Source organism: Kitasatospora sp. NPDC048286, assembly GCF_043201735.1.
Lineage (GTDB): Bacteria > Actinomycetota > Actinomycetes > Streptomycetales > Streptomycetaceae > Kitasatospora.
Map to the genome: position 1 here is coordinate 298,095 of NZ_JBICZE010000001.1, position 22,294 is coordinate 320,388.

Genomic DNA, 22,294 nt, shown 5'->3' on the forward strand with positions numbered 1-22,294 from the left:
GCCGACCGGCGGTGTCCGCCCCGCGCTTCAGCGGGCGGGCACCGCCGTGCCGTAGAAGGCGTCCAGCGCGTACACGCAGCGGTCCTTGGAGCCGACGAAGACCCGGCCGCCGACCGCCACCGGCGAGCCGGTGAGCTCGCCCTTGGTGCCGAGCTCCCAGCGCAGCTGACCGCTCGCCAGGTCCAGGGTGTGCAGCGAGTGGTCCCGGCTGCCCAGGTGGACCAGGCCGTCGGCCACCGCCGGGGAGCCGACGATCTCGCCGCGGGCGGTGTAGCGCCAGCGCTCACGGCCGGTGGCCGCCTCGAAGGCGTACAGCACCTCGCCGTTGCCGACCAGCACCATGCCGTCCGAGACCACCACCGGGTCGGCGCCCTGGCGGCGGCCGGTGACCCCGCGCCAGCGGTCCAGGCCGGTGGCCGCGTCCAGCGCGTAGACCGTGCCCAGGTAGTCGGCCACGTAGACCGCGTCGGCGTCCAGGGCGGGCGGGGTGAACAGCACCACCGGGGCCTCGAAGCGCCAGCGCTCGGCCCCGCTGGCCGCGTCCAGCGCGTACACCCGGGTGCCGGCCGACACGTACAGCACGCCGCCGCGCTCGACCGGGTGCGAGGGCACGTCCTCGCCGACCTGGAAGGACCAGCGCAGGCCCGCGCCCCGCGGGTCGACGCAGCGCAGCCGACCGCCGCCGTAGTAGTAGGCGGCGCCGCCCACCAGGACCGGTCCCGACTGGGGGTTCTCGTAGTCCTGCTGGGCGTCGTCGGCGCGCCACAGCTCGGCGCCGTTGGCGGCCGAGCGGAGCTGGACGCCGCCGCCCCTGATCCCGCAGCAGAGCACGCCCTCGGCGGCGGAGAGCGAGTACACCCAGCCGTCCAGCGAGGTGCGCCAGCGCTCGGTGCCGTCCGCGGCGTCCACCGTGTACAGGTGCGGGCCGTCCGCGGCGTGCACCCGACCGGCGTCCACCGCGAGCGCCCAGGCGACGTCCCGGGTCTTGTAGCGGCGCTCGCCGGAGGCGATGTCCAGCGCGTGCACCTCGAAGCTGGAGACGAAGAGCGTGCCGTCGGCGACCACCGGGGTGCCCCAGACGTCGTTGGACATCCGGAACCGCCAGGGACGCCAGCGGGCGACCGGCGGGGGCGGCGGGGTGGGGGCCCGGCGGACCCAGTCCGTCGTGGCCGGGGCGGTGTTCGGGCCCGGCTGCTCGTACTCGGCCCGGGGCCCCGGACCTATCCGCACCGAGGCGCCGGACAGCTGCACCTCGACGGAGCCGCCGGTCGGCGCCCGGTGCCGGTTCGGGTAGGCGACCTTCGCGGTCGGGATCTCGGCCTCGGAGGCCTGGCCCGGCCGCGGCGGGCTGTGCACCGGCCCGGCCGGCGGCTGCGCGTGCCGCCCGCCCGGGTTGGTGCGCGGGTCGGCCGGTGCCGGGTGCTGCGGCGGGACGTGCGGGGGCGGCACCTGCGGGTGCGGGGGCGGCTGGGGCGGCGCGGCCGGCGGGCGCGGCGGCGGGGCGGCCGGGCGGCGGCCCCGCTTGCGCTCGATCAGCTCCAGCGCGTCGACCGGCAGCCAGTCCCCGGCCTCGCCGGAGGCGTCGTCCCGGGAGAAGAGGTGCGGGGCCAGCTCGGTCTGGATCTGCGCCGGCGTGGGCCGGCGCTCGGGGGCCTGCTGCATGCACGCGCGGACCAGGTCCATCAGCTCGGGCGGCATGCCGGTCAGGTCCGGCTCCTCGCGCAGCAGCTGGAACACCGTCTCGACCGGGTTGGTGCCCCGGAAGGGCGGGTGCCCGGTGGCGCAGAAGACCATCAGCGAGCCCAGCGAGAAGACGTCGCTGGCGCCCCGGACGGTCCGGCTGTCCCTGGCCTGCTCGGGGGACATGTAGGCGGGCGTGCCGACCGCGACGTTGGTCATGGTGAGCCGGGTGCTGGACACGCCGGCGGCGATGCCGAAGTCGATCACCTTCGGGCCGTCCTCGACCACCAGGACGTTGGAGGGCTTGAGGTCGCGGTGGATCAGCCCGGCCGCGTGGATGGACTGGAGGGCCTCCGCGATGCCGGCGACCAGCCAGCGGGTGGCCTCCACCGGCAGCGGGCCGCACTCCTCGACCAGGTCCTCCAGCGAGGGGGCCGGGATGTACGCGGTGGCCAGCCAGGGCACCCGGGCGTCCGCGTCGGCGTCCACCACGGCCGCGGTGTAGAAGCCGCCGACCGTCTTGGCCGCCTCGATCTCACGGGCGAAGCGGACCCGGAACAGCTCGTCCTCGGCCAGCTCACCCCGCACGGTCTTGATGGCGACCCGCCGCCCCGACGCGGAACGCGCCAGGTAGACCAGCCCCATCCCACCCGCGCCGAGCCGCCCCAGCACCTCGAAGGGCCCGATCCGCCTCGGATCGTGCGCCGTCAGCTGGTCCACTCCGCTGCCACCTCCCCGTTGTCCGCACCCGCCGCGTGGTGCCGGACCCGATTCTCCAATGCCGCCCCACGCATATCCAACCTCCCCCACCCGCCGGAACGCGCCGTTCGGGCCCGGACGGCGCCCCGGACAGGCCCCTGACCAGCGAGGACGGAACGGCCGGATCCTGACGCCCGCTCCGGGGCGGCTTGCGCGCGGAGCCGCGGACCGTCCACTTCCGGACGACACCGCGATCCTCGGCCATCGTCACGCTCTGTCACCCGACCACCCCTCAGCGGACTCGCCGTCACGCTGTGAGGTCAAAAGCACACGGGGGGGCTTCAAGAGGGGCTTCGAGGCCCGGTGAATATCCGTCCGAAGCGGTTCATGACGCTATAACCGACCCCCCGTGCGGAGTAATAGTCGCATCACCGAATCGCGCCAAGATCTTGCCACGGTAAGCTGACGGCATGACAGGACAAGTTCGCACCGTCGACGGTCGCGTCGCCGGGCGACGCGGACAGGAGACGCGGCAGAAGCTGCTCGATTGCCTCCGCGAGATGCTCAGCACGTCGCCCTATCGGGACGTCAAGGTCATCGACGTCGCCCGTATGGCGGGTACCTCCCCCGCGACCTTCTACCAGTACTTCCCGGATGTCGAGGGCGCTGTCCTCGAAATCGCCGAGGAAATGGCCAAGGACGCCGACCAGCTCAAAGAGCTCGTGGCCGGAAAGTCCTGGGCAGGGAAGTCCGGACCGACCACTTCGGAAGAACTGGTCGACGGATTCCTCGCCTTCTGGCGCAAGAACGACGCCATTCTCCGAGTGGTCACGCTCGGTGCCGCCGAAGGGGACAAGCGGTTCTTCAAGATCCGCATGACGGTCCTCAACGCGGTCGCCAAGCCACTCGCCGAGGCCGTCAGGGAACTCCAGGCGAAGGGCCAGGCCGACAAGTCGCTCGACCCGAACGCCGTGGCCGGGGCCCTGGTCTCGCTGCTCGCCTCGGCGGCCGAGCACCAGAAGGCCTTCACCTCCTGGGGCGTCAAGGTCAAGGATCTCAAGCCCAACCTCGCTCCCCTGGTGTACCTGGGCGTCACCGGCAAGAAGGCGCCCAAGTAGGACCGTCCTCCGATCCACCATCCGCTCCGCGCGCAGCCCCGGCCTCCTGTCCGGGGTACGGCGGACGACGGCCGTGTCCTCGGGGGAGGTCCGCCGACGTACCGCACGCGCGCCAGACATGCCGGTGGGCGGGCACCCTCGACAGGGTGCCCGCCCACGGCGTGTTCGGGTCCGGACGGCGCCGCGGCGCCTCCGGGCGGCCTCACGGGGCCGCCCGGGGCCATGGCGTCAGGGGCAGCGCACCACCTGGCCGGCGTAGGCCAGGCCGCCGCCGAAGCCGAAGAGCAGGACCGGGTCGCCGGGCGAGAGCTCGCCACGCTCGACCAGCTTGGAGAAGGCGAGCGGGATCGAGGCGGCCGAGGTGTTGCCGGAGTGGACCACGTCCCGGGCCACCACCGCGTCCTCGCCGAGGCCCAGCTTGCCGGCGATCGCGTCGATGATCCGCAGGTTGGCCTGGTGCGGGACGAAGCCCTTCAGCTCGGACGGGGCGATCCCGGCCCGCTCGCAGGCCTGGCGGGCCAGCGGGGCGAGCTGCGTGGTGGCCCAGCGGAAGACCGACTGGCCCTGCTGGCTGATCACCGGGTCCCAGCCGGTGATCACCACGGCGTCGCCCCGCTCCGGCTCCGAGCCCCAGACCACCGGCCCGATGCCGGGCTCGGCACCGTCCTCCTGGGCCTCGACCACCGCGGCGCCCGCGCCGTCGCCGAAGATCACGCAGGTGGAGCGGTCGGTCCAGTCGAGGGTGTCGGACATCCGCTCGGCGCCGATCACCACGGCGCGGCGGGCCGCGCCGGCCCGGATCGCGTGGTCGGCGGTGGCCAGGGCGTACGAGAAGCCGGAGCAGACCGTGTTGATGTCGTACGCGGCGGGCGAGCGCACGCCCAGCCGGGCGGCGACGGCCGCGGCGGTGTTGGGGCTGCGCTCGATCGCGGTGCAGGTGGCGACCACGACGAGGTCGATCTCCGCCGCCGTCCGGCCGCTGTTGGCGAGCGCCTTCTGGGCGGCCTCGGTGGCGAGGTCGACCAGGGTCTCGTCCTCGGCGACGTGCCGGGTGCGGATGCCCACGCGGGTGCGGATCCACTCGTCGTCCGTGTCGACCAGCGCCGCCAGGTCGTCGTTGGTGAGGACCTTGGGGGGCTGGTAGTGGCCGAGTGCCACAATGCGCGAACCGCTCATACTGCCATGGAACCGGGTTACCCGCTGGTCAGCGGGGCATGACCGGTGACAGGATCCGCCCTCTCGATCTGTAGGAGGTCGACAAGGGCCCTTGCGGCGCCCGGGTTCCGCGTACTCCGAGGTCAGGCGGCCAGAGTGGGTGCGTCGCCCATCACGATGACCGGGTGGGCCGCCGGGTCCAGGGTGCGGATCAACTGGGCCATCTTGTCCTCGGGGATCGACACGCAGCCGTGGGTCGGGCCGTCGTGGTCCACGTGGAGCCAGATGCCGCCGCCCTTCTTGGGGCCCATCGGGCGGCGCGGGTCGAGCGGGGACTTGCCGGCGACGCGGTTGTAGTTGATCGCGACCACGTAGTCGAAGGAGCCCTCCAGCTGGTCGCCGAAGAAGCCCGTGCCGGAGACCACGAAGCTCGGGTCCTTGTCGTACGGGATCTTGCTGCCCGGGTCCGCCTTGCGGCCGCCCGCGTCGGTGAGGCCGAAGACTCCGATCGGGCTGCGCAGGTCGCCCTCGTTGTGGTCGGCGGTCCAGCCGTTCTTGCCGTTGTGGCCCTGCCAGGTCTCGCCGGCCAGCCAGCGGCCCTCGGGGGTGCGGGTCCAGAGGGTGACGGTGTTCTTGTCGGTGTTCTTGTCCTGGCCGGAGGCGACCACGACCTGGGTGGTCTCGGCGGGGATCTTCGCGGTGAAGGTCGCGCCGAGGCCGGGTATCGCGGCGACCGAGCCGTCCGCGCGGGTCTGGCTGCGGTCCGCGGCCGGGGCGGCGGCCTGCCGGTCGGAGGCGGCCTGGACGGCCGCGGGGGCCGGGGCGGGCTGGTCGGGCTTGCTGACGCCCTCCGGTCCCGGGCCGTCGGCGGCGGCGATGCCGGGCTTGGCGTCGTCCTGGCCGACGGCGTACCAGCCGGCGGTGGCGGCGACCAGCAGCGCGGTGCCGGCCATCATGGCCTTGCCGTGACGTTTCTGCTTGGCCTTGCGCCGCCGTCCCCGGGCGGCCGCCCGGGCACCCGGCGCGGGCGCGACGGGCGCGGCGGCGAGCACGACGGGCTCGGGCTCGTAGGCGAGCGGCTCGTAGGCGACGGGCTCGTGGTGGACGGGCTCGTAGGCGACGGGCTCGTGGTGAACGGGCTCCTGGTGGACGGGCGCGGCAGCGGGCTCCGCCTCGTAGTACACGGACTCGGAGAGCGGCTCGGCGACGGGCTCGAGCTGGTACGGCTGGTACTGCGGGTACGGCTGGTCGTACGTCTCGTAGTACCCGTCGGACGCCTGGCCGTACGGCTGGTACCGGCCGTGGTCCTCCTGCCGGACCGGCTGCTGGTACGGCTGGAAGCCCTCGTACTGCTGGTGTGGCATCAGGTCGACCGGCTCCTGCGACGGCTGGTGCGGCGGGTACGCGGTGGCACGATCAGAACCGGACATGCCTTCGATCCTGCCAAACGCCGTACCCGTTGGTAAACCCGGGCCCCGTGCGGAGGCCGTGAAGACAACCGCCGCCCCGGCCTTCGATCGGCCGGGGCGGCGGGTGGATCCGCGCGGGTGGGGCGGGTCAGAGGCGCATCGCCTGCGGGGACTCACGGCGCATCGGGTCCGGGCCGTCGTACTCGCGGATGACCTCGTAGCGGGTGTTGCGCTCCACCGGGCGGAAGCCGGCGTCGCGGATCAGCCCGAGCAGGTCGTCACGGCCGAGCTTGTTCGGCGTGCCGAAGTTGTCCGCGTCGTGGGTGATCTTGTACTCGACCACCGAGCCGTCCATGTCGTCCGCGCCGTGGCTGAGCGCCAGCTGGGCGGTGGTGACGCCGTGCATCACCCAGAAGACCTTGACGTGCGGGACGTTGTCGAAGAGCAGCCGGGACACCGCGAAGGTCTTCAGCGCCTCGGCGCCGGTGGCCATCTCGGTACGGGCCATCAGCCTGTTGCGCACGACGCCGTCCTTGGAGTCGTGGAAGTCGTGCTGGTAGCGCAGCGGGATGAAGACCTGGAAGCCGCCGGTCTCGTCCTGGAGCTCGCGCAGCCGCAGCACGTGGTCCACCCGGTGGCGGGGCTCCTCGATGTGGCCGTACAGCATGGTGGCGGGCGTCTTGAGGCCCTTGCTGTGCGCGAGGCGGTGGATCCGCGACCAGTCCTCCCAGTGGGTGTCGTGGTCGACGATGTGCTGGCGGACCTCCCAGTCGAAGATCTCCGCGCCGCCGCCGGTCAGCGACTCCAGGCCGGCGTCGATCAGCTCGTCCATGATCTCGTCGGCGGACAGGCCGCTGATCTTCTCGAACCAGTGGATCTCGGTGGCGGTGAAGGCCTTCAGCGAGACGTTCGGCAGTGCCGCCTTCAGCTCCCGCAGCGAGCGCGGGTAGTAGCGCCACGGCAGGGTCGGGTGCAGGCCGTTCACGATGTGCAGCTCGGTGAGGGACTCGCTCTCCATCGCCTTGGCGAGGCGGACGGCCTCCTCGATGCGCATCGTGTACGCGTCCTTCTCGCCCGGCTTGCGCTGGAACGAGCAGTACGCGCAGGACGCGTTGCACACGTTGGTCATGTTGAGGTGGCGGTTGACGTTGAAGTGGACGACGTCGCCGTTCTTCCGCGTCCGCACGTGGTGGGCCAGCCCGCCCAGCCAGGCCAGGTCGTCGCTCTCGTAGAGCGCGATCCCGTCCTCGCGGGTCAGCCGCTCACCCGCGTAGACCTTCGCCTCCAGCTCGCGCTTGAGCCCTGCGTCCATGCGGTGCCCCGCCTCCTCCGACATTCGGTTCCTTGCCGGAACGAGGTTACGCCTATGCCCGGAGCAGTTCGGCGAGCAGTGTCGGGTCGACGTTGCCGCCGCTGACCACGGCCGCCACCACCTGGCCCCCGGTCTCGGCGGCGCGGTGGAAGTAGGCGGCCGGGGCGACCGCCCCGGAGGGCTCGGCGACCAGCCGGCCGCGGCGGGCCAGCACGGCCACGGTGGCGCGGATCTCGTCCTCGGTGACGGTGACGATGTCGTCCACGTAGGCGGTGACGTGCTCGAACGGCAGCACGCCGAGCGACGGGGTGCGCAGCCCGTCCGCGATGGTCCGGTAGGTGTCGGCGACCGGCCACTCGACCAGGCGGCCGGCCCGCAGGCTGGCCCGGGCGTCGGCGGCCAGCTCGGGCTCCACGCCGATCACCCGGATGCCGGGGCGGGTGAGCTTGAGCGCGGCCGCCGTGCCGCCGATCAGGCCGCCGCCGCTGACCGGCACCAGGACGGTGTCCAGCTCGGCGGGGGCGTCCTCGGCGATCTCCAGGCCGACCGTGCCCTGCCCCGCGATGATGAACGGGTCGTCGTACGGGGGGACCCAGACGTAGCCGTGCCGCTCGGCCAACTCGGCGGGCAGGGTGTCCCGCTCCTGCGGCGCGACCAGGATCACCTCGGCGCCGAACGAGCGAGTGGCCTCGACCTTCACCGCGGGCGAGGTGTCCGGCATCACGATCACGGCCTTGATGCCGAGCGTCCGGGCCGCGTACGCCACCGCCTGCGCGTGGTTGCCGCTGGACTGGGCGACCACGCCCCGGGCACGCTCGTCCTCGGTGAGCGCGGCGAGCCGGTTGTAGGCGCCGCGGGTCTTGAAGGCCCCGGTCGGCTGGAGGTTCTCGGGCTTCAGCCAGAGCCGCCGCTCCCCCTCGGCCGCCCAGGGGGCGGGAACCAGCGGGGTGCGCACGGCGACCCCCGCGATCCGCTGCCGAGCCGCACGCAGCTCCTCCAGTCCGACCAGTGCCATGCGTCACTCTCCTACAGGAGGAAGTTCACTCACCCGGTTCTCCCACTTCGTGGAGAGTACGACGGTGGTGCGGGTTCTGGCCACGCCCTTCGTGCCCGAGATCCGCTTGACCACCGACTCCAGGCCGGCCACGTCGGCCACCCTGACCTTGAGCATGTAGGAGTCGTCGCCGGCGATGAACCAGCAGTCCTCGACCTCGTTGAGGTCCTTCAGCCGGAACGCGACGTCCTCGTGGTCCGCCGCGTCGGTGAGTTGAAGGCCGATCAGGGCCGTGACACCGAAGCCGAGCGAGGCCGGGTTGACCGTCGCCCGGTAGCCGGTGATGACCCCGGCCTGCTCCAGGCGGTTGATCCGGTCCGTGACGCTCGGGCCGGAGAGCCCGACCAGGCGGCCCAACTCGGCGTAGGACGCGCGGCCGTTCTCCCGGAGCGCCTGGATGAGCTGTCTGTCCACCGTGTCCATATACCGTCCGCGTCCTTCCGAACCTCTCCAGACCCACAGATCATTATCCGGATTCAAAGGCGCCTCGCGCCGAACGACCCGGATATCGCAGAGAAGATACTCTCCCGCCCTCGGTCTCCTTACTCCCCCTCAGCCGCAGCGCCCTCGCCGTCGGCCGTCTTGCGGGCGGCCGCCCCCAACTCCCCTTCCCAGCGCAGGTACAGGGAATGCGGCACGTCGACGGCGTCCAGCACCCGTCCGGCCACGAAATCCACGAGTTCGCGCACGGTGGAGCCGCCGGCGTAGAAACCGGGTGCGGCGGGCAGCACGACCGCCCCCTGTGCGTCGAGCTCCACCAAGTGCTTCAACGTCACCCCGTTGAGTGGTGTCTCGCGCACGCAGACGACGAGCGGGCGGCGCTCCTTGAGGGTGACGCTGGCGACGCGCTGCAGCAGGTCCTTGCTCAGGCCGAGCGCGATCCCGGCCACCGCGCCGGTGGTCGCGGGCACCACGAGCATGCCCTTGGCCGGGTACGAGCCGCTGGACGGGCCGGCCGCGAAGTCCCCGGCGGGCCAGTAGCGGACGTCGTCCAGCCCCCGGTCGCTCCCGAGCCAGGCGGCGAGGTCGGCGCGCCAGTGGGCGTCCCGGAAGGAGATGCCGGTCTCGTCCAGGATGGTGAGCCGGGCGGCGCGGCTGACGATCAGGTCCACCGCCTCGCCGGCGGCCAGCAGCGCGCGGATCACCGAGGCCGCGTACGGCGTTCCCGACGCCCCCGAGACCCCGACCACCCACGGCTGACGTTTCGCAGTTCCCATGGGGCATTTCTATCCGGCTCCGTCCGCTCCGCTCACCAGGGCCCTCGCGGCGGGCCGGGTGGCGCCGGGAACCGGGGGGGTCCACGGGGTGGACGGGGGCTGGGAGGATGGGCGCATGGCAGCGACCCTCGTCGACCTCACCCATCAGGTGACCACCGCGATGCCGGTCTACCCCGGCGATCCGGCCGTCCTGCTGGAGCCCGCGCTCACCACGGCCACCGCCGGGGTGAACGTGCTGGCCCTGCACCTCGGCTCGCAGTCCGGGACGCACGTGGACGCGCCGTACCACGTGGACGTCACCTGGCCGACCCTGGACGGGCTGCCGCTGGAGCGGTTCACCGGCCCGGCCGTGGTCGCCGACCTGCGCGGGCTGGAGCCCCGGACGGCCGTCACCCCCGAGCTGCTGGCGCCCGCGCTGGAGCGGGCCGCCGAGGGCACCGTCCTGCTGCTGGCCACCGGCTGGGCCCGGCACTGGGGCACCGACACCTACCTCGCCCACCCGAGCCTGACCCCGGCCGCCGCCGAGGCGATCGTCGCCGCCGGGGTGCGGACGGTCGGGGTGGACGCGCTCAGCGTCGACCCGACCCCCGACCCGGGCCCGGGCGATCCCGCGGTGGCCGCCCTGCTCGCCGACCTCACCGACGAGCACGACCACGGCACCGCCGACGAGCCCTCGCTCGCCGCGCACCGGGTGCTGCTGGGGGCGTCCGGCGGCGGGGTGATCGCCGAGAACCTGACCGACCTGCGGCCGCTGCTGGCCGCCCAGGAGGCCGGTCTGCCGGTGGAGGTCTCGCTGTTCCCGCTGCGGCTGGTCGCGGCGGACGGCGCGCCGGTGCGGGCGGTGGCCCGGCTGGGCTGACCGGGCGGTAACCCTTGCGGTACTTGGTCTAGACCATCCCCCGTCAACGCCAGTACGCTGTCCGGCCATGGCTGAGATCATCGGAGTGATCGAGCGACTCTGGCGCTACCCCGTGAAATCCGCCGGCGGCGAGCGGCTCGACTCCGTCGAGGTGGACGAGCGCGGCCTGGCCGGCGACCGCCTCTACGCCGTCCGCGACGCGGCCGGCAAGCTCGGCTCGGGCAAGAACACCCGCCGCTTCCGCCGGATGGACGGACTGCTCCGCCTCTCCGCCCGGCTTGGCCACCGGATCGACGGACCCGAACTGTTCGACCCGCTCGGCCGCCCGGTCGACCGTCCGAACGCCTTCCTGCGCGCCTACCTCCAGCGCGAGGACGTCGAACTCGCCCGCGAGGACGCCGTCTCCCACTTCGACCGGCTGCCGGTCAGCGTGCTCAGCACCGCCACCCTGGACTGGGTCCGCGAGGCCGTCCCGTTCGCCGTGATCGACGAGCGCCGGTTCCGCCCCAACATCGTGCTGCGCACCCCACCCGGCACCCCGCCGTTCGTCGAGGACGCCTGGCTCGGCCGCCAGGCCTCCGGCGAGGCCCCCGGCAGCGCCCGGCTCTCCTTCGTCGCGTCCAGCGAGCGCTGCGCGATGACCGGCGCCCCGCAGCCCGGGCTGCCGCACGCGCCGGAGATCCTCAAGGCCGTCGTGCACGCCCACGACGGCCTGCTCGACGCCCTCGCCGAGGTCGCCGCCCCGGGCCGCCTGCGGGTCGGCGACCGGCTGCTCCTGATGGGCTGACGGGCGCCGGCCGACCCGTCGTCGCGTCCCCTTCCGGAGTCAGCCCCGAGGGGAGCGGACCAGGCAGAGGAAGTGCCCGGCCGGGTCGGCGTAGACCCGCCACCCGCCGGCGTCGTGCAGCCGGACGGCGCCGAGGGCGAGCACCTGCCGCTCGGCGGCGTCGAGGTCCGCCACGTCGACGTCCAGGTGCGCCTGCTGGGGGTGCTCGGGGTCGCCCCAGCGCGGCGGCCGGTGGTCGGCGGCGCGCTGGAAGCAGAGCACCGAGCCGTCGTCGAGGTGCAGCGTGGACCAGTCCCGGTCCAGCTCCCAGCGCCGGTCCGGGCGGTCCACCTCACCGCCGAGCACACCGGCGTAGAAGCGGGCCAGCACCGCCGGGTCCGGGCAGTCGAGCACCAGGCACTGCAGTCTGCCGATCACGGTCCTCCTCGGGGCGCGTTGCCGTCGCCCCCGGATTCTGCCGCTCCCGCCTCCGGGAGGGCGACCGCGCGCAGGTAGGCGCCGACGAAGATCTCGACGGTCTCGTCCGTCGAGGGCAGCCCGGCGCCCGGCAGGGGCTCCAGCACCGGCCGGATCAGGACGTGGTTGAGCAGCGGGCCGAGCAGCAGCTGGACCAGCACCGCAGTGGGCAGCGGCCTCAGTCGGCCGGCCCGGACGTGCGGCTGCAGCAGCCGGTCGAGGCCGGCGAGCAGCCGCGGCAGGTTGGCGGCCATCACCCGGGCGGCGGGGCCGTCCGGCCGTCCGAGCAGGTCGGCGAAGACCGCCGGGACGATCCGCGGCTGGTGCGTGAAGGCGGCGGCGAAGACGGCGTGCAGCGCCCGGACGGTACCCTCCAGGTCCTCCGGCGGGTCCGCGGCGAGGGCTTCCAGGTCGGGCAGCGCGGAGTGCCGCTCGAAGACGGCGGCGAGCAGGCCGTCGCGGCCCTCGAAGACGGTGTGGAGGCTGGGCAGCGAGCAGTCGGCCCGGTCCGCCACCGCGTCCAGGGTGACCCCGGCCAGGCCGCGCTCGGCGACCAGCAGCGCCGCCGCCTCGATCGCGCGCTCGCGCACCGGCGGCCGCCCGCCCGGATCGGTCCCCGACTCCCGGACCGCCTCGTCCAGCGCCGCCCGGGAGCCGCCGAGCCTGCGCAGCAGCGTGCTGCGGGAGATCCCGGCCGTCGCGGCGATCGCCGTCAGCGGGACGTCGGCGACGTCCTGGCCCCGTTCCTTCGCCGCCGTGAGGGCGGCCGCCACCAGCTCCTTCATGTGAGGCATCGTACTACTTGACACCTGGGACGGTTCCAGAGATTCTATATATACAGGTTCCACGCGGACAGTGATCATTCGAGCACTGAAAGGGGAGAGCCATGAGCGTCGTGATCTCCGGAGGCGGGCCCGCCGGAATGATGCTGGGCCTGATGCTGGCGCGCGCCGGCGTCGAGGTGACCGTGCTGGAGAAGCACGGGGACTTCCTGCGCGACTTCCGCGGCGACACCGTCCACGCCTCCACCGTGCGGCTGATGGACGAGCTCGGCCTCGGCGAGAAGTTCGCCGCCCTGCCGCAGAGCCGCCTCGGCAACCTGGTGGTGCAACCCCGCGGCGGCGCCCCCGTCGCACTGAGCGCCTACGAACGGCTGCGGCCCCCGTACAACTACATCGCCATGATCCCGCAGTGGGACCTGCTGAACTTCCTGGTCGCCGAGGCCCGGCAGGAACCCACCTTCACCCTGCGGATGAACACCGAGGCGACCGGACTGCTCAAGGACGGCGCCCGGGTGGTCGGCGTCCGGTACCGCACCCGGGACGGCGAGGAGGGCGAGCTGCGCGCCGACCTCACCGTCGCCGCCGACGGCCGGCACTCCACCCTGCGCCGGGCGGCCGGCCTGACGCCCCGGGAGTTCCCGGTGCCCTTCGACGTCTGGTGGTTCCGGCTGCCCCGGCACCCCCACGAGCGCTCCGCGCCGCCCAACCTCGTCCCCGGCTTCGGACACGGCGACATCGCCCTGAGCCTCACCCGGGACGACTACTTCCAGATCGGCTACTTCCGGGCCAAGGGCTCCGACCCGCAGCTGCGCGCCGAGGGCATCGAGCGCTTCCGCGCCCGGATCGCCGACCTGCTGCCCCAGTACGCCGACCGGGTCGACCAGCTCGCCGACCTGGACGACGTCCACATGCTCGACGCCCGGCTCAACCGGCTGCACCGCTGGTACGCCGACGGGCTGCTGCTGATCGGCGACGCCGCCCACGCGATGTCCCCGGCCGGCGGGGTGGGCATCAACCTCGCCATCCAGGACGCCGTCGCCACCGCCACCCTGCTCGCCGAACCGCTGCGCCACGGCCGCCCGACCACCGCCGCGCTCGCCCGGGTGCAGCGGCGCCGGTGGCGGCCGACGGTGATCATGCAGCGGATGCAGCGGGTCCTGCACGGCATCATGTTCGAGCCGGTGCTCAGCGGGCGCCGGATCGGCCCGCCGCAGCGGCTGGTGCTGCTGGCCCGCTTCGCCCCCGGCTTCCGACAGGCGCTGTCCCGCCTGATCGCCCTCGGCCCGCTCCCCGAGCACGCCCCGGCCTTCGCCCGGCGCGACGCCTGATTTCACTCGATCGGGTGAGCTTGGCGGCGCAGGGGCGGCGCCTGTAGCAGGCTCCTCCTCGGACCTGGCGACCCGTCAGCTCCGATGCCGACTCCCCGGAGGCCGCCATGAGCACCATCCCGACGAACCTCAAGTACACCGACGACCACGAGTGGGTGGAGACGGTGGGGAAGGACCGGGCCCGCGTCGGCATCACCGACTACGCCCAGAAGCAGCTCGGCGACATCGTCTTCGTCGAACTCCCCAAGGTGGGCGACAAGCTCGAAGCCCGCCAGGCGTTCGGCACGGTGGAATCCGTCAAGTCGGTGAGCGAGCTCTACGCGCCGCTGTCCGGGACGGTCGCCGCGATCAACACGGACCTGAGCGACGATCCCGAGTCGATCAACTCCGACCCGTACGGCGACGGCTGGATCATCGAGCTCGCCGTGACCAAGGCCGACGAGCTGAAGGGCCTGCTCTCGGCCACCCAGTACCAGGCCGTCATCGACGAGCAGTAGCCGCCGCCCGCTCCCCGCGAACCGTCCGTTCGGGCGGGCGGATCGCGGGGAACGACCGTTGGCATGACGATCCCTCACCACCTGGTCGGCACCGGCGACCACCACGTCCTGGTCCTGCACGACTGGTTCGGCACCAGCGCGGGCTGGGGCCCGTTCCTCGACTACCTCGACGGCGACGCGTTCGGCTACGCGTTCCTCGACTACCGCGGCTACGGGCGGCGCAAGGACGTCCCCGGCGCGTACACGCTCGCCGAGATCGCCGCCGACGCGCTCGCCCTGGCCGACCAGCTCGGCTGGGACCGCTTCTCGCTGGTCGGCCACTCGATGGGCGGCAAGGCGGCCCAGCAGGTGCTCGCCGAGGCGCCGCTGCGGGTGCGCAAGCTCGTCGGCCTGGCCCCGGTGCCCGCCGGGCCGTACCAGCTGGACGAGGCCGGCGAGGCGCTGTTCCACGGCGCCGCCGAGGACCGGGAGAAGCGCTTCGCGATCCTGGACCTGGTGACCGGCCAGCGGGCCGGCCGGGTCTGGCTCGACCGCATGGTCGACCAGTCCCTGCGGCTGTCCACCCCCGAGGCCTTCGGCGGCTACGTCCGCGACTGGACGACGGCCGACCTGCGGCCCCGGATCGACGGCAACCCGGTGCCGGTCAAGGTGATCGTCGGCGAGCACGACCTCGCCCTCACCGCCGAGGTGATGCGCGGCACCTTCCTCGACCACTACCCCAACGCCGAGTTGGAGGAGCTCGCCGGCAGCGGGCACTACCCGATGTACGAGGCCCCGGTGGCCCTGGCGGTGTCGCTGGAGGGCTTCCTGCACGGCTGAGGCCGCCCCGGACGGGACGCGCGCCGCCCCGGACGACCGAGCGGCCTCCGGGATCAGATCCCGAGCCCGCGGACGACCAGGTCCACCAGGGCGAAGAAGAAGAGCGAGATCCCCACGAAGCCGTTCGTCTGGAAGAACGCCCGGTTGAGCTTCGAGAGGTCGTTCGGCTTCACGATGGTGTGCTCGTAGACGAACGCGCCCGCGACGACCGCCAGGCCGATCCAGAACGCCGCCCCGGCGTCCGTCAGGACCGCGAACCAGCCCAGCAGGAGCGTCGTCAGGACGTGGCACACGCGCGCGCCCCGGATCGCCGCCGGCACTCCGAACCGCGCCGGCACCGAGCGCACGCTGTGCTCGCGGTCGGACTCGACGTCCTGGCAGGCGTAGATCAGGTCGAACCCGCCGATCCAGATGCCGACGGCCACGCCCAGCACCACCGCGTCCCAGGACCAGCTGCCCGTCACCGCGAGCCAGGCGCCGACCGGGCCCATCGCCTGGGCCAGGCCGAGGATCGCCTGCGGGAAGTCGGTGAACCGCTTGCCGTACGGGTAGACGACCATCGGCACCACGGCCACCGGCGCGAGCGCCAGGCAGAGCGGGTTGAGCATCGCGGCCGCGCCGAGGAAGACCACCAGCGCGACGGCCGAGCCGACGTACGCGGTCCTCAACGAGACCGCACCGGTGACGAGTTCGCGCGTGGCGGTCCGCGCGTTCCGGGCGTCGATCTCGCGGTCGATGATCCGGTTCGCGGCCATCGCGAAGGTGCGCAGCCCGACCATGCAGACCGTGACGACGAACAGTTCGCCCCAGTGCACCCGCCTGTCCGCGAGGAACATCGCCGTCAGCGCGGCGATGTAGGCGAAGGGCAGGGCGAAGACCGAGTGCTCGATCATCACCAGGCGCAGGAAGGCCTTCGTGCGCCCGGGGGTCTCGACGGCGGCCGTGCTCACAGTCCGTACTCCTTCCAGCGGCGCGACACCAGGGCGGCCGTGGCCGGGTCCGAGGACACCATCTCGGGCCAGCCGCCGTCCCGGGTGTAGCCCTCCTCGGGCAGCTTGCGGGTCGCGTCGATGCCGGCCTTGCCGCCCCAGAACTGCTGGTACGAGGCGTGGTCGAGGTGGTCGACCGGGCCCTCTACGACGGTGAGGTCGCGGCTGTAGTCGACGTTGCCGAAGGCCCGCCAGGCGACTTCCTGGTAGTCGTGCACGTCGCAGTCGGAGTCCACCACGATGATCAGCTTGGTCAGCGACATCATGTGCGCGCCCCAGATCGCGTGCATCGTCTTCTGGGCGTGCTTGGGGTACTTCTTGTCGATCGAGACGATCACGCAGTTGTGGAAGCCGCCGGCCTCGGGCAGGTCGTAGTCGACGATGTCCGGGATGATGATCTTCAGCAGCGGCAGGAAGAAGCGCTCGGTGAACTTGCCCAGCGGGCCGTCCTCCGTCGGCGGGCGGCCGACCACGATGGACTGGAGGATCGGCCGGCGGCGCATCGTCACGCAGTCGATCTTCAGCGCCGGGAACGGCTCCTGCGGGGTGTAGAAGCCGGTGTGGTCGCCGAACGGGCCCTCGGGCAGCATCTCGCCGGGCTCCAGCCAGCCCTCCAGGACCACCTCGGCGTCGGCCGGGACCTGGAGCGGCACGGTCTTGCAGTCGACCATCCGGACCCGCTCCCCGGCGATGAAGCCGGCGAAGAGGTACTCGTCGATGTCCCCGGGCAGCGGAGCGGTGGCCGCGTAGGTGACGGCGGGCGGGCAGCCGAAGGCGATCGCGACCGGGAGGCGCTCGCCGCGCCTGGCCGCGACGGCGTAGTGGTTGCGGCTGTCCTTGTGGATCTGCCAGTGCATGCCGATGGTGCGGCGGTCGTGCCGCTGGAGCCGGTAGAGGCCCAGGTTGCGGATGCCGCTGTCCGGGTCCTTGGTGTGGGTCAGGCCCAGGTTGAAGAAGGAGCCGCCGTCCAGCGGCCAGGTGAAGAGGGCGGGCAGCTCGTCCAGGTTGACGTCGTCACCGGTGAGCACGACCTCCTGCACGGGGGCGTCGCCGGACTTCACGTGCCGGGGTGGGACGTGCGCCATCGAGGCGAGCTTGCCGAAGGCGTCCCTGAAGCCGGTGAAGCCCTGCGGCAGCTCGGGCTTGAGCAGGCCGGCGATCTTCTCGGAGATGTCGTCCGGGCCCTTGAGGCCGAGCGCCTTGGCCAGCCGCCGCTCGGTGCCGAAGACGTTCATCGCCAGCGGCATCGACGAACCCTTGACGTTCTCGAAGAGCAGCGCCGGGCCCTTGGCCTTCTGCACCCGGTCGACGATCTCGCCGATCTCCAGGTGCGGGTCCACCTCGGCCTTGATGCGCTTGAGGTCACCCTCGCGGTCGAGGGCGCGGAGAAACGAGCGGAGATCGTCGTATGCCATGCCTGTCAGTATCCGCCACCCGATAGCCTGGCCCGGTCAAGGGCCCCTGGTAGGCGCCCGCCGCCGTCGTCGCCCGGGGGGAGATCCCAGCCGTGCCGAGGATTCTTCTGACCATCATCCTTCCGCTCGCGCTCTGGGTCTGGGCGTTCGTGGACTGCCTGACCACCCCCGAGGACGAGGTGAAGCACCTGCCCAAGGTGGTCTGGGTGCTGATCGTGCTGCTCTTCCCGCCGCTGGGCCCGATCGCCTGGCTGATCGCCGGCAAGCAGCGCGGCTTCCTGCGGGCCGCGTCCGCCGGGGCCCGCAGCGGATACCCGGCCGACGACCGCCCCGGCCGCCCCGGCGGACGCCCGCCGGCCCCCGACGACGACCCCGAGTTCCTCGCCTCGTTGAAGAAGAACGACAAAGACCACGAGGACATGCTCAAGCAGTGGGAGGCCGATCTCCGTCGCCGCGAGCGGGATCTGCGCGACCGCGACGAACCCGAGGACGGCAGGAAGAGCTGATCACGGCAGGTCCGCACGCTCGCCCGGACAGCCCACCCCCAGCACACGGGGTGGGCTGCGGTGTTTTTGGCGCTTCCCTACGACTCGCGACCCCCTCACCCCGGCGGCGGGCCCCCGGCAGCCGGGCTTGAGCGGACCTTGAGCGCGCCACAAGAGGACCGGCTTACAGTACCGGGAGACGGCCCTGACCTGCGCTTTTATTCATGCTCAGATCATCGGACCATCATCTGTTCGACAACCCCCGGTATCCAAGCGAACACCGAGCGCTCAGTGACCGAACCGACCGCTTCTGTGCAGGCCTGACAGCTAAACGAACCCGACCTTGTACGGAATCGACGCCGAAACCAGCGCACGGCCCCTCGTACAGTCATAAGTGAAGAAAGTGATTCGCAGCCGGGGGCACAGCAGACGTTGGCTGTCGGACAGTTCCCTCACCCTTGGAGTGGTTCGAGATGACGGTTGTGCATGAGGCGCCGGTCGACGGCGAGGTTCCCGAGATTCCGGCCGACGCCCGCGGACGGGTCGCCGAGCTGCACGAGCTGCGCGAGAAGGTCCGCCGCGGCCCCAGCGAGAAGGCCACCGAGGCCCAGCACGCCAAGGGCAAGCTGACCGCCCGCGAGCGCATCGAGCTGCTGCTGGACGAGGGCTCCTTCCAGGAGGTCGAGCCGCTGCGCCGGCACCGCGCCCAGGGCTTCGGCCTGGAGGCCAAGAAGCCGCACACCGACGGCGTGATCGTCGGCTGGGGCACCGTGCACGGGCGCACCGTGTTCACCTACGCGCACGACTTCCGGATCTTCGGCGGCGCGCTGGGCGAGGCCCACGCGCAGAAGATCCACAAGATCATGGACATGGCCATCGCGGCCGGCGCCCCGCTGGTCTCGCTGAACGACGGCGCCGGCGCCCGCATCCAGGAGGGCGTCACCGCCCTGGCCGGTTACGGCGGCATCTTCCAGCGCAACACCAAGGCCTCCGGCGTCATCCCGCAGATCTCGGTGATGCTCGGCCCGTGCGCCGGCGGCGCCGCGTACTCCCCCGCGCTGACCGACTTCGTCTTCATGGTCCGCGAGACCTCGCAGATGTTCATCACCGGCCCCGACGTCGTCCAGGCCGTGACCGGCGAGAAGATCACCCAGAACGGCCTCGGCGGCGCGGACGTCCACGCCGGCGTCTCCGGCGTCTCCCACTTCGTCTACGACGACGAGCAGTCCTGCATCGAGGAGGTCCGCTACCTCCTGTCGCTGCTCCCGCAGAACAACCGCGAGATGCCGCCCTCCGTCGTCACCGACGACCCGGTCGAGCGCCGCAACGACGGCCTGCTGGACCTGGTGCCCGCCGACGGCAACCGCCCGTACGACATGCGCAAGGTCATCGAGGAGATCGTCGACCACGGCGAGTACCTGGAGGTCCACGAGCGCTGGGCCACCAACGTCCTGTGCGTGCTCGCCCGCGTCGACGGCCACGTCGTCGGCATCATCGCCAACCAGCCGCAGTCGCTGGCCGGCGTCCTGGACATCAACGCCAGCGAGAAGGCCGCCCGCTTCGTGCAGATGTGCGACGCCTTCAACATCCCGCTGGTCACCCTCCTCGACGTCCCCGGCTTCCTGCCCGGCGTCGACCAGGAGCACGGCGGCATCATCCGCCACGGCGCCAAGCTGCTCTACGCGTACTGCAACGCCACCGTGCCGCGCATCTCGCTCATCCTGCGCAAGGCCTACGGCGGCGCCTACATCGTGATGGACTCCCGCTCCATCGGCGCCGACCTGTCCTACGCCTGGCCGACCAACGAGATCGCCGTGATGGGTGCCGAGGGCGCCGCCAACGTCATCTTCCGCCGCGAGATCAACGCCGCCGAGGACCCGGACGCCATGCGCGCCCAGAAGATCAAGGAATACAAGAACGAGCTGATGCACCCGTACTACGCGGCCGAGCGCGGCCTCGTGGACGACGTCATCGACCCCGCCGAGACCCGCCAGGTGATCGCCTCCGCCCTGGCCATGCTCCGCACCAAGCACGCCGACCTGCCCAGCCGCAAGCACGGCAACCCGCCGATGTAGCGGCGCGCTCCACCGAACGCGCACCGCAGCCTTCCGTACCGGCACCCACCTCAGACCACAGCAACCGGGGGAGAAACCAGGACATGACCGCTTCCGCCGAACCCCTCGTCCGCATCGTCCGCGGCAGTCTCACCGACGAGGAACTCGCCGCCCTGACCGCCGTCCTCGCCGCGCGCGCGGCCGTCGCGCAGCAGGCCGCAGCCGCCGCGCCGGTCGAGCCGATCGCCAGCTGGCAGCGCCTGGAGCGCCGCCCGGCGTACTACTCGCCGTTCAGCTGGCAGCAGGCCGCCTGACGGCCCACGGCCCGAGCCGACGGCCGGTCACCCCACCCGGGTGGCCGGCCGTCGGCGTTCGCCCGGGCCGGACCGGCGGCGCCACCGCGTGGCCGGCCGGGGCCGGAAGGGCCCGCGGCGGGCTCGGTAGGATGCGTACTGGACGGTATGCGTCCGCCACCAGGTCCGCCCCCGTAGGATCGGCCGCTGCCGAGATCAGAACTTTCCAGGGAGGCTGCGATGGCCAGGCAGGCCCGCGCGCTGGCGACCCGCCAGGCGGTACTCCTCGCGGCGGCCGAGGTGTTCGACGAGCGGGGCTACGCCGCCGCCACCATGTCCGAGATCCTGGACCGCGCCGGCGTCACCAAGGGCGCGCTGTACTTCCACTTCCGCTCCAAGGAGGAGCTGGCGCTCGCCGTCATCGAGGGACAGGGCATCTTCATCTCCGGCTGGTCACCGGCCTCGGACAGCCCGGTGCAGAACCTGATCGACCTCGCGTACGCCTTCGCCCGCGCGCTCCAGACCGACCCGCTGGTGCGCGGCAGCATCCGGCTGACCATCGAGCACGGCAGCTTCACCCAGCCGCAGCTCGCGGCCTACCAGGGCTGGATGGACATGGTCCGCGAGCTGCTGGCGCGCGCCCAGGAGGCCGGCGAGCTCCACCCGGGGATCGACCTGACCGCGGCCTCCGGGGTGGTCACCGGGGCTGTCACCGGCATCCAGCTGAGCTCCCAGGTGCTGACCGACCGGCAGGACCTGATCCAGCGGCTGGCCGACCTCTGGACGCTGCTGCTGCCCGGCCTGGTCCAGCCGCACGCGCTCGCCCGGCTGAGCATCGCCGAGCGCGGCTGAGCATCGCCGGGCTACCGGCTCCGATCGTCGGCCCGGGCCGGCGATCGGAGCCGGTAGCCCGCCCGCCGTTCCGACGGCACCAGGGCCGGCAGCGCGGCCGTCCAGAGCCGGCTCACGTCCTCCGGCCCGGGCCGACCGGCCTCCTCGCCCGCGAGCAGCACCTGGCCCGCCGCCACCGCGGTGAGCAGTTCCGCGGCGGTCCGCCGGTCCACCCCGGGGCACAGCTCCCCGGCGTCCGCGGCGCGGTCCAGCAGCCGGTGGACGACGGCGGCGAGGCCGCGCCAGGCGACCTCCGGGGCCACCGGAGCGGACCCGTCCGCCCCCTCCTGGGCGCCGCCCCGGCTCGCGCCCGAGCGGCCCAGCCGGACGCCGGCCCGCACCACCACGTCCTCGCGCAGCAGCCGGGCCAGCTCGTGCGAGAAGTCGATCAGGCCCTGGAGCGCCGGGCCGTCGGCCCGCAGCGCGCGCAGCGCGGCCGAGCCGACCTCCCGCCCGGAGGCGCGCCGCACCCCGTCGGCGAGCGCCTGCTTGGAGACGAAGTGGAAGTACAGGGCGCCCTTGCTCACCCCGGCCCGGCGGCTGATGTCGACCAGGCTGGCGGCCTCGAAGCCCACCCGCGCGAAGGTCTCGGCGGCGGCGAGCAGTACGGCCTGCCGGGTCCGCCCAGCCCGTTCCTGCTTGACCACTGGCCCCCTCCGGACTCGACCGGGCGCGATCCCCGCCCCACCCGGCAGCTGTCGGCGCGGCCCCTGCGGGAGCGGCGCTCGCATGCGGACGGCATCTTCCGAAACCGCATGGTTGGTATCTAATCTAGCGCCTGCAGCGCGCTCGCCGTCCCCGCCGTCCAGCGGGTACGGGCCCCCACCGATGGTCCGAGACCCTCCGAACGGGCATTCCCCCAGTCCACGGGGCGGGTAGCGTGATCAGGCCGGCGAGTGCGGCCCGGGCACCCCCAGTCGCCGAACACAAACCGGGTGGTATGTATGTTTTGCTCGGACGGCCGTAGCGGCCGCTCCGACCGACACCCTGAAGCG

22 protein-coding genes are annotated in these 22,294 nt (G+C 72.6%); 10 read left to right on the top strand and 12 right to left on the bottom strand.

Going from position 1 to position 22,294, the window contains the following annotated elements:
- Positions 1-27: 27 nt before the first annotated feature.
- Positions 28-2,400 carry a PQQ-binding-like beta-propeller repeat protein gene (locus tag ACGF13_RS01420; protein ID WP_392867583.1) on the bottom strand — a complete coding sequence of 791 codons (2,373 nt, stop codon included), beginning with the start codon at positions 2,398-2,400 and terminating at the stop codon, positions 28-30.
- A 449-nt stretch (positions 2,401-2,849) separates the two neighbouring features.
- Here ACGF13_RS01420 and ACGF13_RS01425 point away from each other — a divergent pair, with 449 nt between their 5' ends.
- Complete coding sequence (locus tag ACGF13_RS01425; RefSeq protein ID WP_049651546.1) at positions 2,850-3,497, top strand: TetR family transcriptional regulator; 648 nt, start codon at positions 2,850-2,852, stop codon at positions 3,495-3,497.
- A 228-nt stretch (positions 3,498-3,725) separates the two neighbouring features.
- On the opposite strand, the gene ACGF13_RS01430 is transcribed toward ACGF13_RS01425, so the two are convergent.
- The 6 genes from ACGF13_RS01430 to ACGF13_RS01455 all read right to left on the bottom strand — a co-directional run bounded on the left by ACGF13_RS01430 (position 3,726) and on the right by ACGF13_RS01455 (position 9,644).
- A complete protein-coding gene (locus ACGF13_RS01430) occupies positions 3,726-4,673 on the bottom strand; it encodes a beta-ketoacyl-ACP synthase III (protein WP_392867586.1) in 948 nt (315 codons plus the stop codon).
- A 122-nt stretch (positions 4,674-4,795) separates the two neighbouring features.
- The gene (locus tag ACGF13_RS01435; RefSeq protein WP_392867589.1) at positions 4,796-6,082 is read right to left on the bottom strand and encodes a L,D-transpeptidase family protein; all 1,287 of its coding nucleotides are present in this window, start codon (positions 6,080-6,082) and stop codon (positions 4,796-4,798) included.
- A gap of 127 nt (positions 6,083-6,209) precedes the next feature.
- Entirely contained in the window at positions 6,210-7,373 is a 1,164-nt protein-coding gene (mqnE, locus tag ACGF13_RS01440; protein ID WP_392867592.1) for an aminofutalosine synthase MqnE, read from the bottom strand.
- Between the two features lie 52 nt (positions 7,374-7,425).
- Complete coding sequence (locus ACGF13_RS01445; RefSeq protein WP_392867594.1) at positions 7,426-8,388, bottom strand: threonine/serine dehydratase; 963 nt, start codon at positions 8,386-8,388, stop codon at positions 7,426-7,428.
- Between the two features lie 3 nt (positions 8,389-8,391).
- On the bottom strand, positions 8,392-8,850 hold the full coding sequence (locus tag ACGF13_RS01450) for an Lrp/AsnC family transcriptional regulator (RefSeq protein WP_030055719.1): 459 nt from the start codon (positions 8,848-8,850) through the stop codon (positions 8,392-8,394).
- A 119-nt stretch (positions 8,851-8,969) separates the two neighbouring features.
- Positions 8,970-9,644, bottom strand: a complete 675-nt coding sequence (locus ACGF13_RS01455; protein WP_392867597.1) for a UbiX family flavin prenyltransferase — start codon at positions 9,642-9,644, stop codon at positions 8,970-8,972.
- Between the two features lie 115 nt (positions 9,645-9,759).
- On the opposite strand from ACGF13_RS01455, the gene ACGF13_RS01460 reads away from it, so the two are divergent.
- Together ACGF13_RS01460 and ACGF13_RS01465 are read left to right on the top strand one after the other, a co-directional pair.
- Complete coding sequence (locus ACGF13_RS01460) at positions 9,760-10,503, top strand: cyclase family protein (RefSeq protein WP_392867600.1); 744 nt, start codon at positions 9,760-9,762, stop codon at positions 10,501-10,503.
- A 67-nt stretch (positions 10,504-10,570) separates the two neighbouring features.
- A complete protein-coding gene (locus ACGF13_RS01465; protein ID WP_392867603.1) occupies positions 10,571-11,290 on the top strand; it encodes an MOSC domain-containing protein in 720 nt (239 codons plus the stop codon).
- A gap of 39 nt (positions 11,291-11,329) precedes the next feature.
- Here ACGF13_RS01465 and ACGF13_RS01470 read toward each other — a convergent pair whose 3' ends face one another.
- Both ACGF13_RS01470 and ACGF13_RS01475 read right to left on the bottom strand, forming a co-directional pair.
- Positions 11,330-11,707, bottom strand: a complete 378-nt coding sequence (locus tag ACGF13_RS01470; protein ID WP_392867606.1) for a VOC family protein — start codon at positions 11,705-11,707, stop codon at positions 11,330-11,332.
- On the bottom strand, positions 11,704-12,531 hold the full coding sequence (locus ACGF13_RS01475) for a TetR/AcrR family transcriptional regulator (RefSeq protein ID WP_392867609.1): 828 nt from the start codon (positions 12,529-12,531) through the stop codon (positions 11,704-11,706). The genes ACGF13_RS01470 and ACGF13_RS01475 overlap by 4 nt, the downstream gene beginning before the upstream one ends.
- A 101-nt stretch (positions 12,532-12,632) precedes the next feature.
- Here ACGF13_RS01475 and ACGF13_RS01480 point away from each other — a divergent pair, with 101 nt between their 5' ends.
- The 3 genes from ACGF13_RS01480 (at position 12,633) to ACGF13_RS01490 (ending at position 15,172) form a co-directional block, all read left to right on the top strand.
- Positions 12,633-13,856 (top strand): FAD-dependent oxidoreductase, encoded by a 1,224-nt coding sequence (locus ACGF13_RS01480; RefSeq protein ID WP_392867612.1) that lies wholly within the window; start codon positions 12,633-12,635, stop codon positions 13,854-13,856.
- Positions 13,857-13,963: 107 nt separating this feature from the next.
- Positions 13,964-14,353: a glycine cleavage system protein GcvH gene (gene gcvH, locus ACGF13_RS01485; RefSeq protein ID WP_392867615.1), complete on the top strand. Its 390-nt coding sequence runs from the start codon at positions 13,964-13,966 to the stop codon at positions 14,351-14,353.
- 63 nt (positions 14,354-14,416) lie between these two features.
- Positions 14,417-15,172: an alpha/beta fold hydrolase gene (locus ACGF13_RS01490; RefSeq protein WP_392867618.1), complete on the top strand. Its 756-nt coding sequence runs from the start codon at positions 14,417-14,419 to the stop codon at positions 15,170-15,172.
- A gap of 53 nt (positions 15,173-15,225) precedes the next feature.
- Here ACGF13_RS01490 and mqnP read toward each other — a convergent pair whose 3' ends face one another.
- A complete protein-coding gene (gene mqnP, locus ACGF13_RS01495; protein WP_392867620.1) occupies positions 15,226-16,122 on the bottom strand; it encodes a menaquinone biosynthesis prenyltransferase MqnP in 897 nt (298 codons plus the stop codon).
- Positions 16,119-17,576, bottom strand: coding sequence for a menaquinone biosynthesis decarboxylase (locus tag ACGF13_RS01500; RefSeq protein ID WP_392867623.1), 1,458 nt, complete (start codon positions 17,574-17,576; stop codon positions 16,119-16,121). The genes mqnP and ACGF13_RS01500 overlap by 4 nt, the downstream gene beginning before the upstream one ends.
- 92 nt (positions 17,577-17,668) lie before the next feature.
- On the opposite strand from ACGF13_RS01500, the gene ACGF13_RS01505 reads away from it, so the two are divergent.
- The 4 genes from ACGF13_RS01505 to ACGF13_RS01520 all read left to right on the top strand — a co-directional run bounded on the left by ACGF13_RS01505 (position 17,669) and on the right by ACGF13_RS01520 (position 21,260).
- Complete coding sequence (locus ACGF13_RS01505; RefSeq protein ID WP_392867625.1) at positions 17,669-18,082, top strand: PLD nuclease N-terminal domain-containing protein; 414 nt, start codon at positions 17,669-17,671, stop codon at positions 18,080-18,082.
- 452 nt (positions 18,083-18,534) lie between these two features.
- Entirely contained in the window at positions 18,535-20,136 is a 1,602-nt protein-coding gene (locus ACGF13_RS01510; protein ID WP_392867628.1) for an acyl-CoA carboxylase subunit beta, read from the top strand.
- Between the two features lie 83 nt (positions 20,137-20,219).
- Positions 20,220-20,429: an acyl-CoA carboxylase epsilon subunit gene (locus ACGF13_RS01515; RefSeq protein WP_392867631.1), complete on the top strand. Its 210-nt coding sequence runs from the start codon at positions 20,220-20,222 to the stop codon at positions 20,427-20,429.
- Positions 20,430-20,648: 219 nt separating this feature from the next.
- Positions 20,649-21,260, top strand: a complete 612-nt coding sequence (locus ACGF13_RS01520) for a ScbR family autoregulator-binding transcription factor (protein WP_392867634.1) — start codon at positions 20,649-20,651, stop codon at positions 21,258-21,260.
- An 11-nt stretch (positions 21,261-21,271) separates the two neighbouring features.
- Here ACGF13_RS01520 and ACGF13_RS01525 read toward each other — a convergent pair whose 3' ends face one another.
- Positions 21,272-21,946, bottom strand: a complete 675-nt coding sequence (locus ACGF13_RS01525) for a ScbR family autoregulator-binding transcription factor (protein WP_392867637.1) — start codon at positions 21,944-21,946, stop codon at positions 21,272-21,274.
- Positions 21,947-22,294 lie beyond the last annotated feature (348 nt).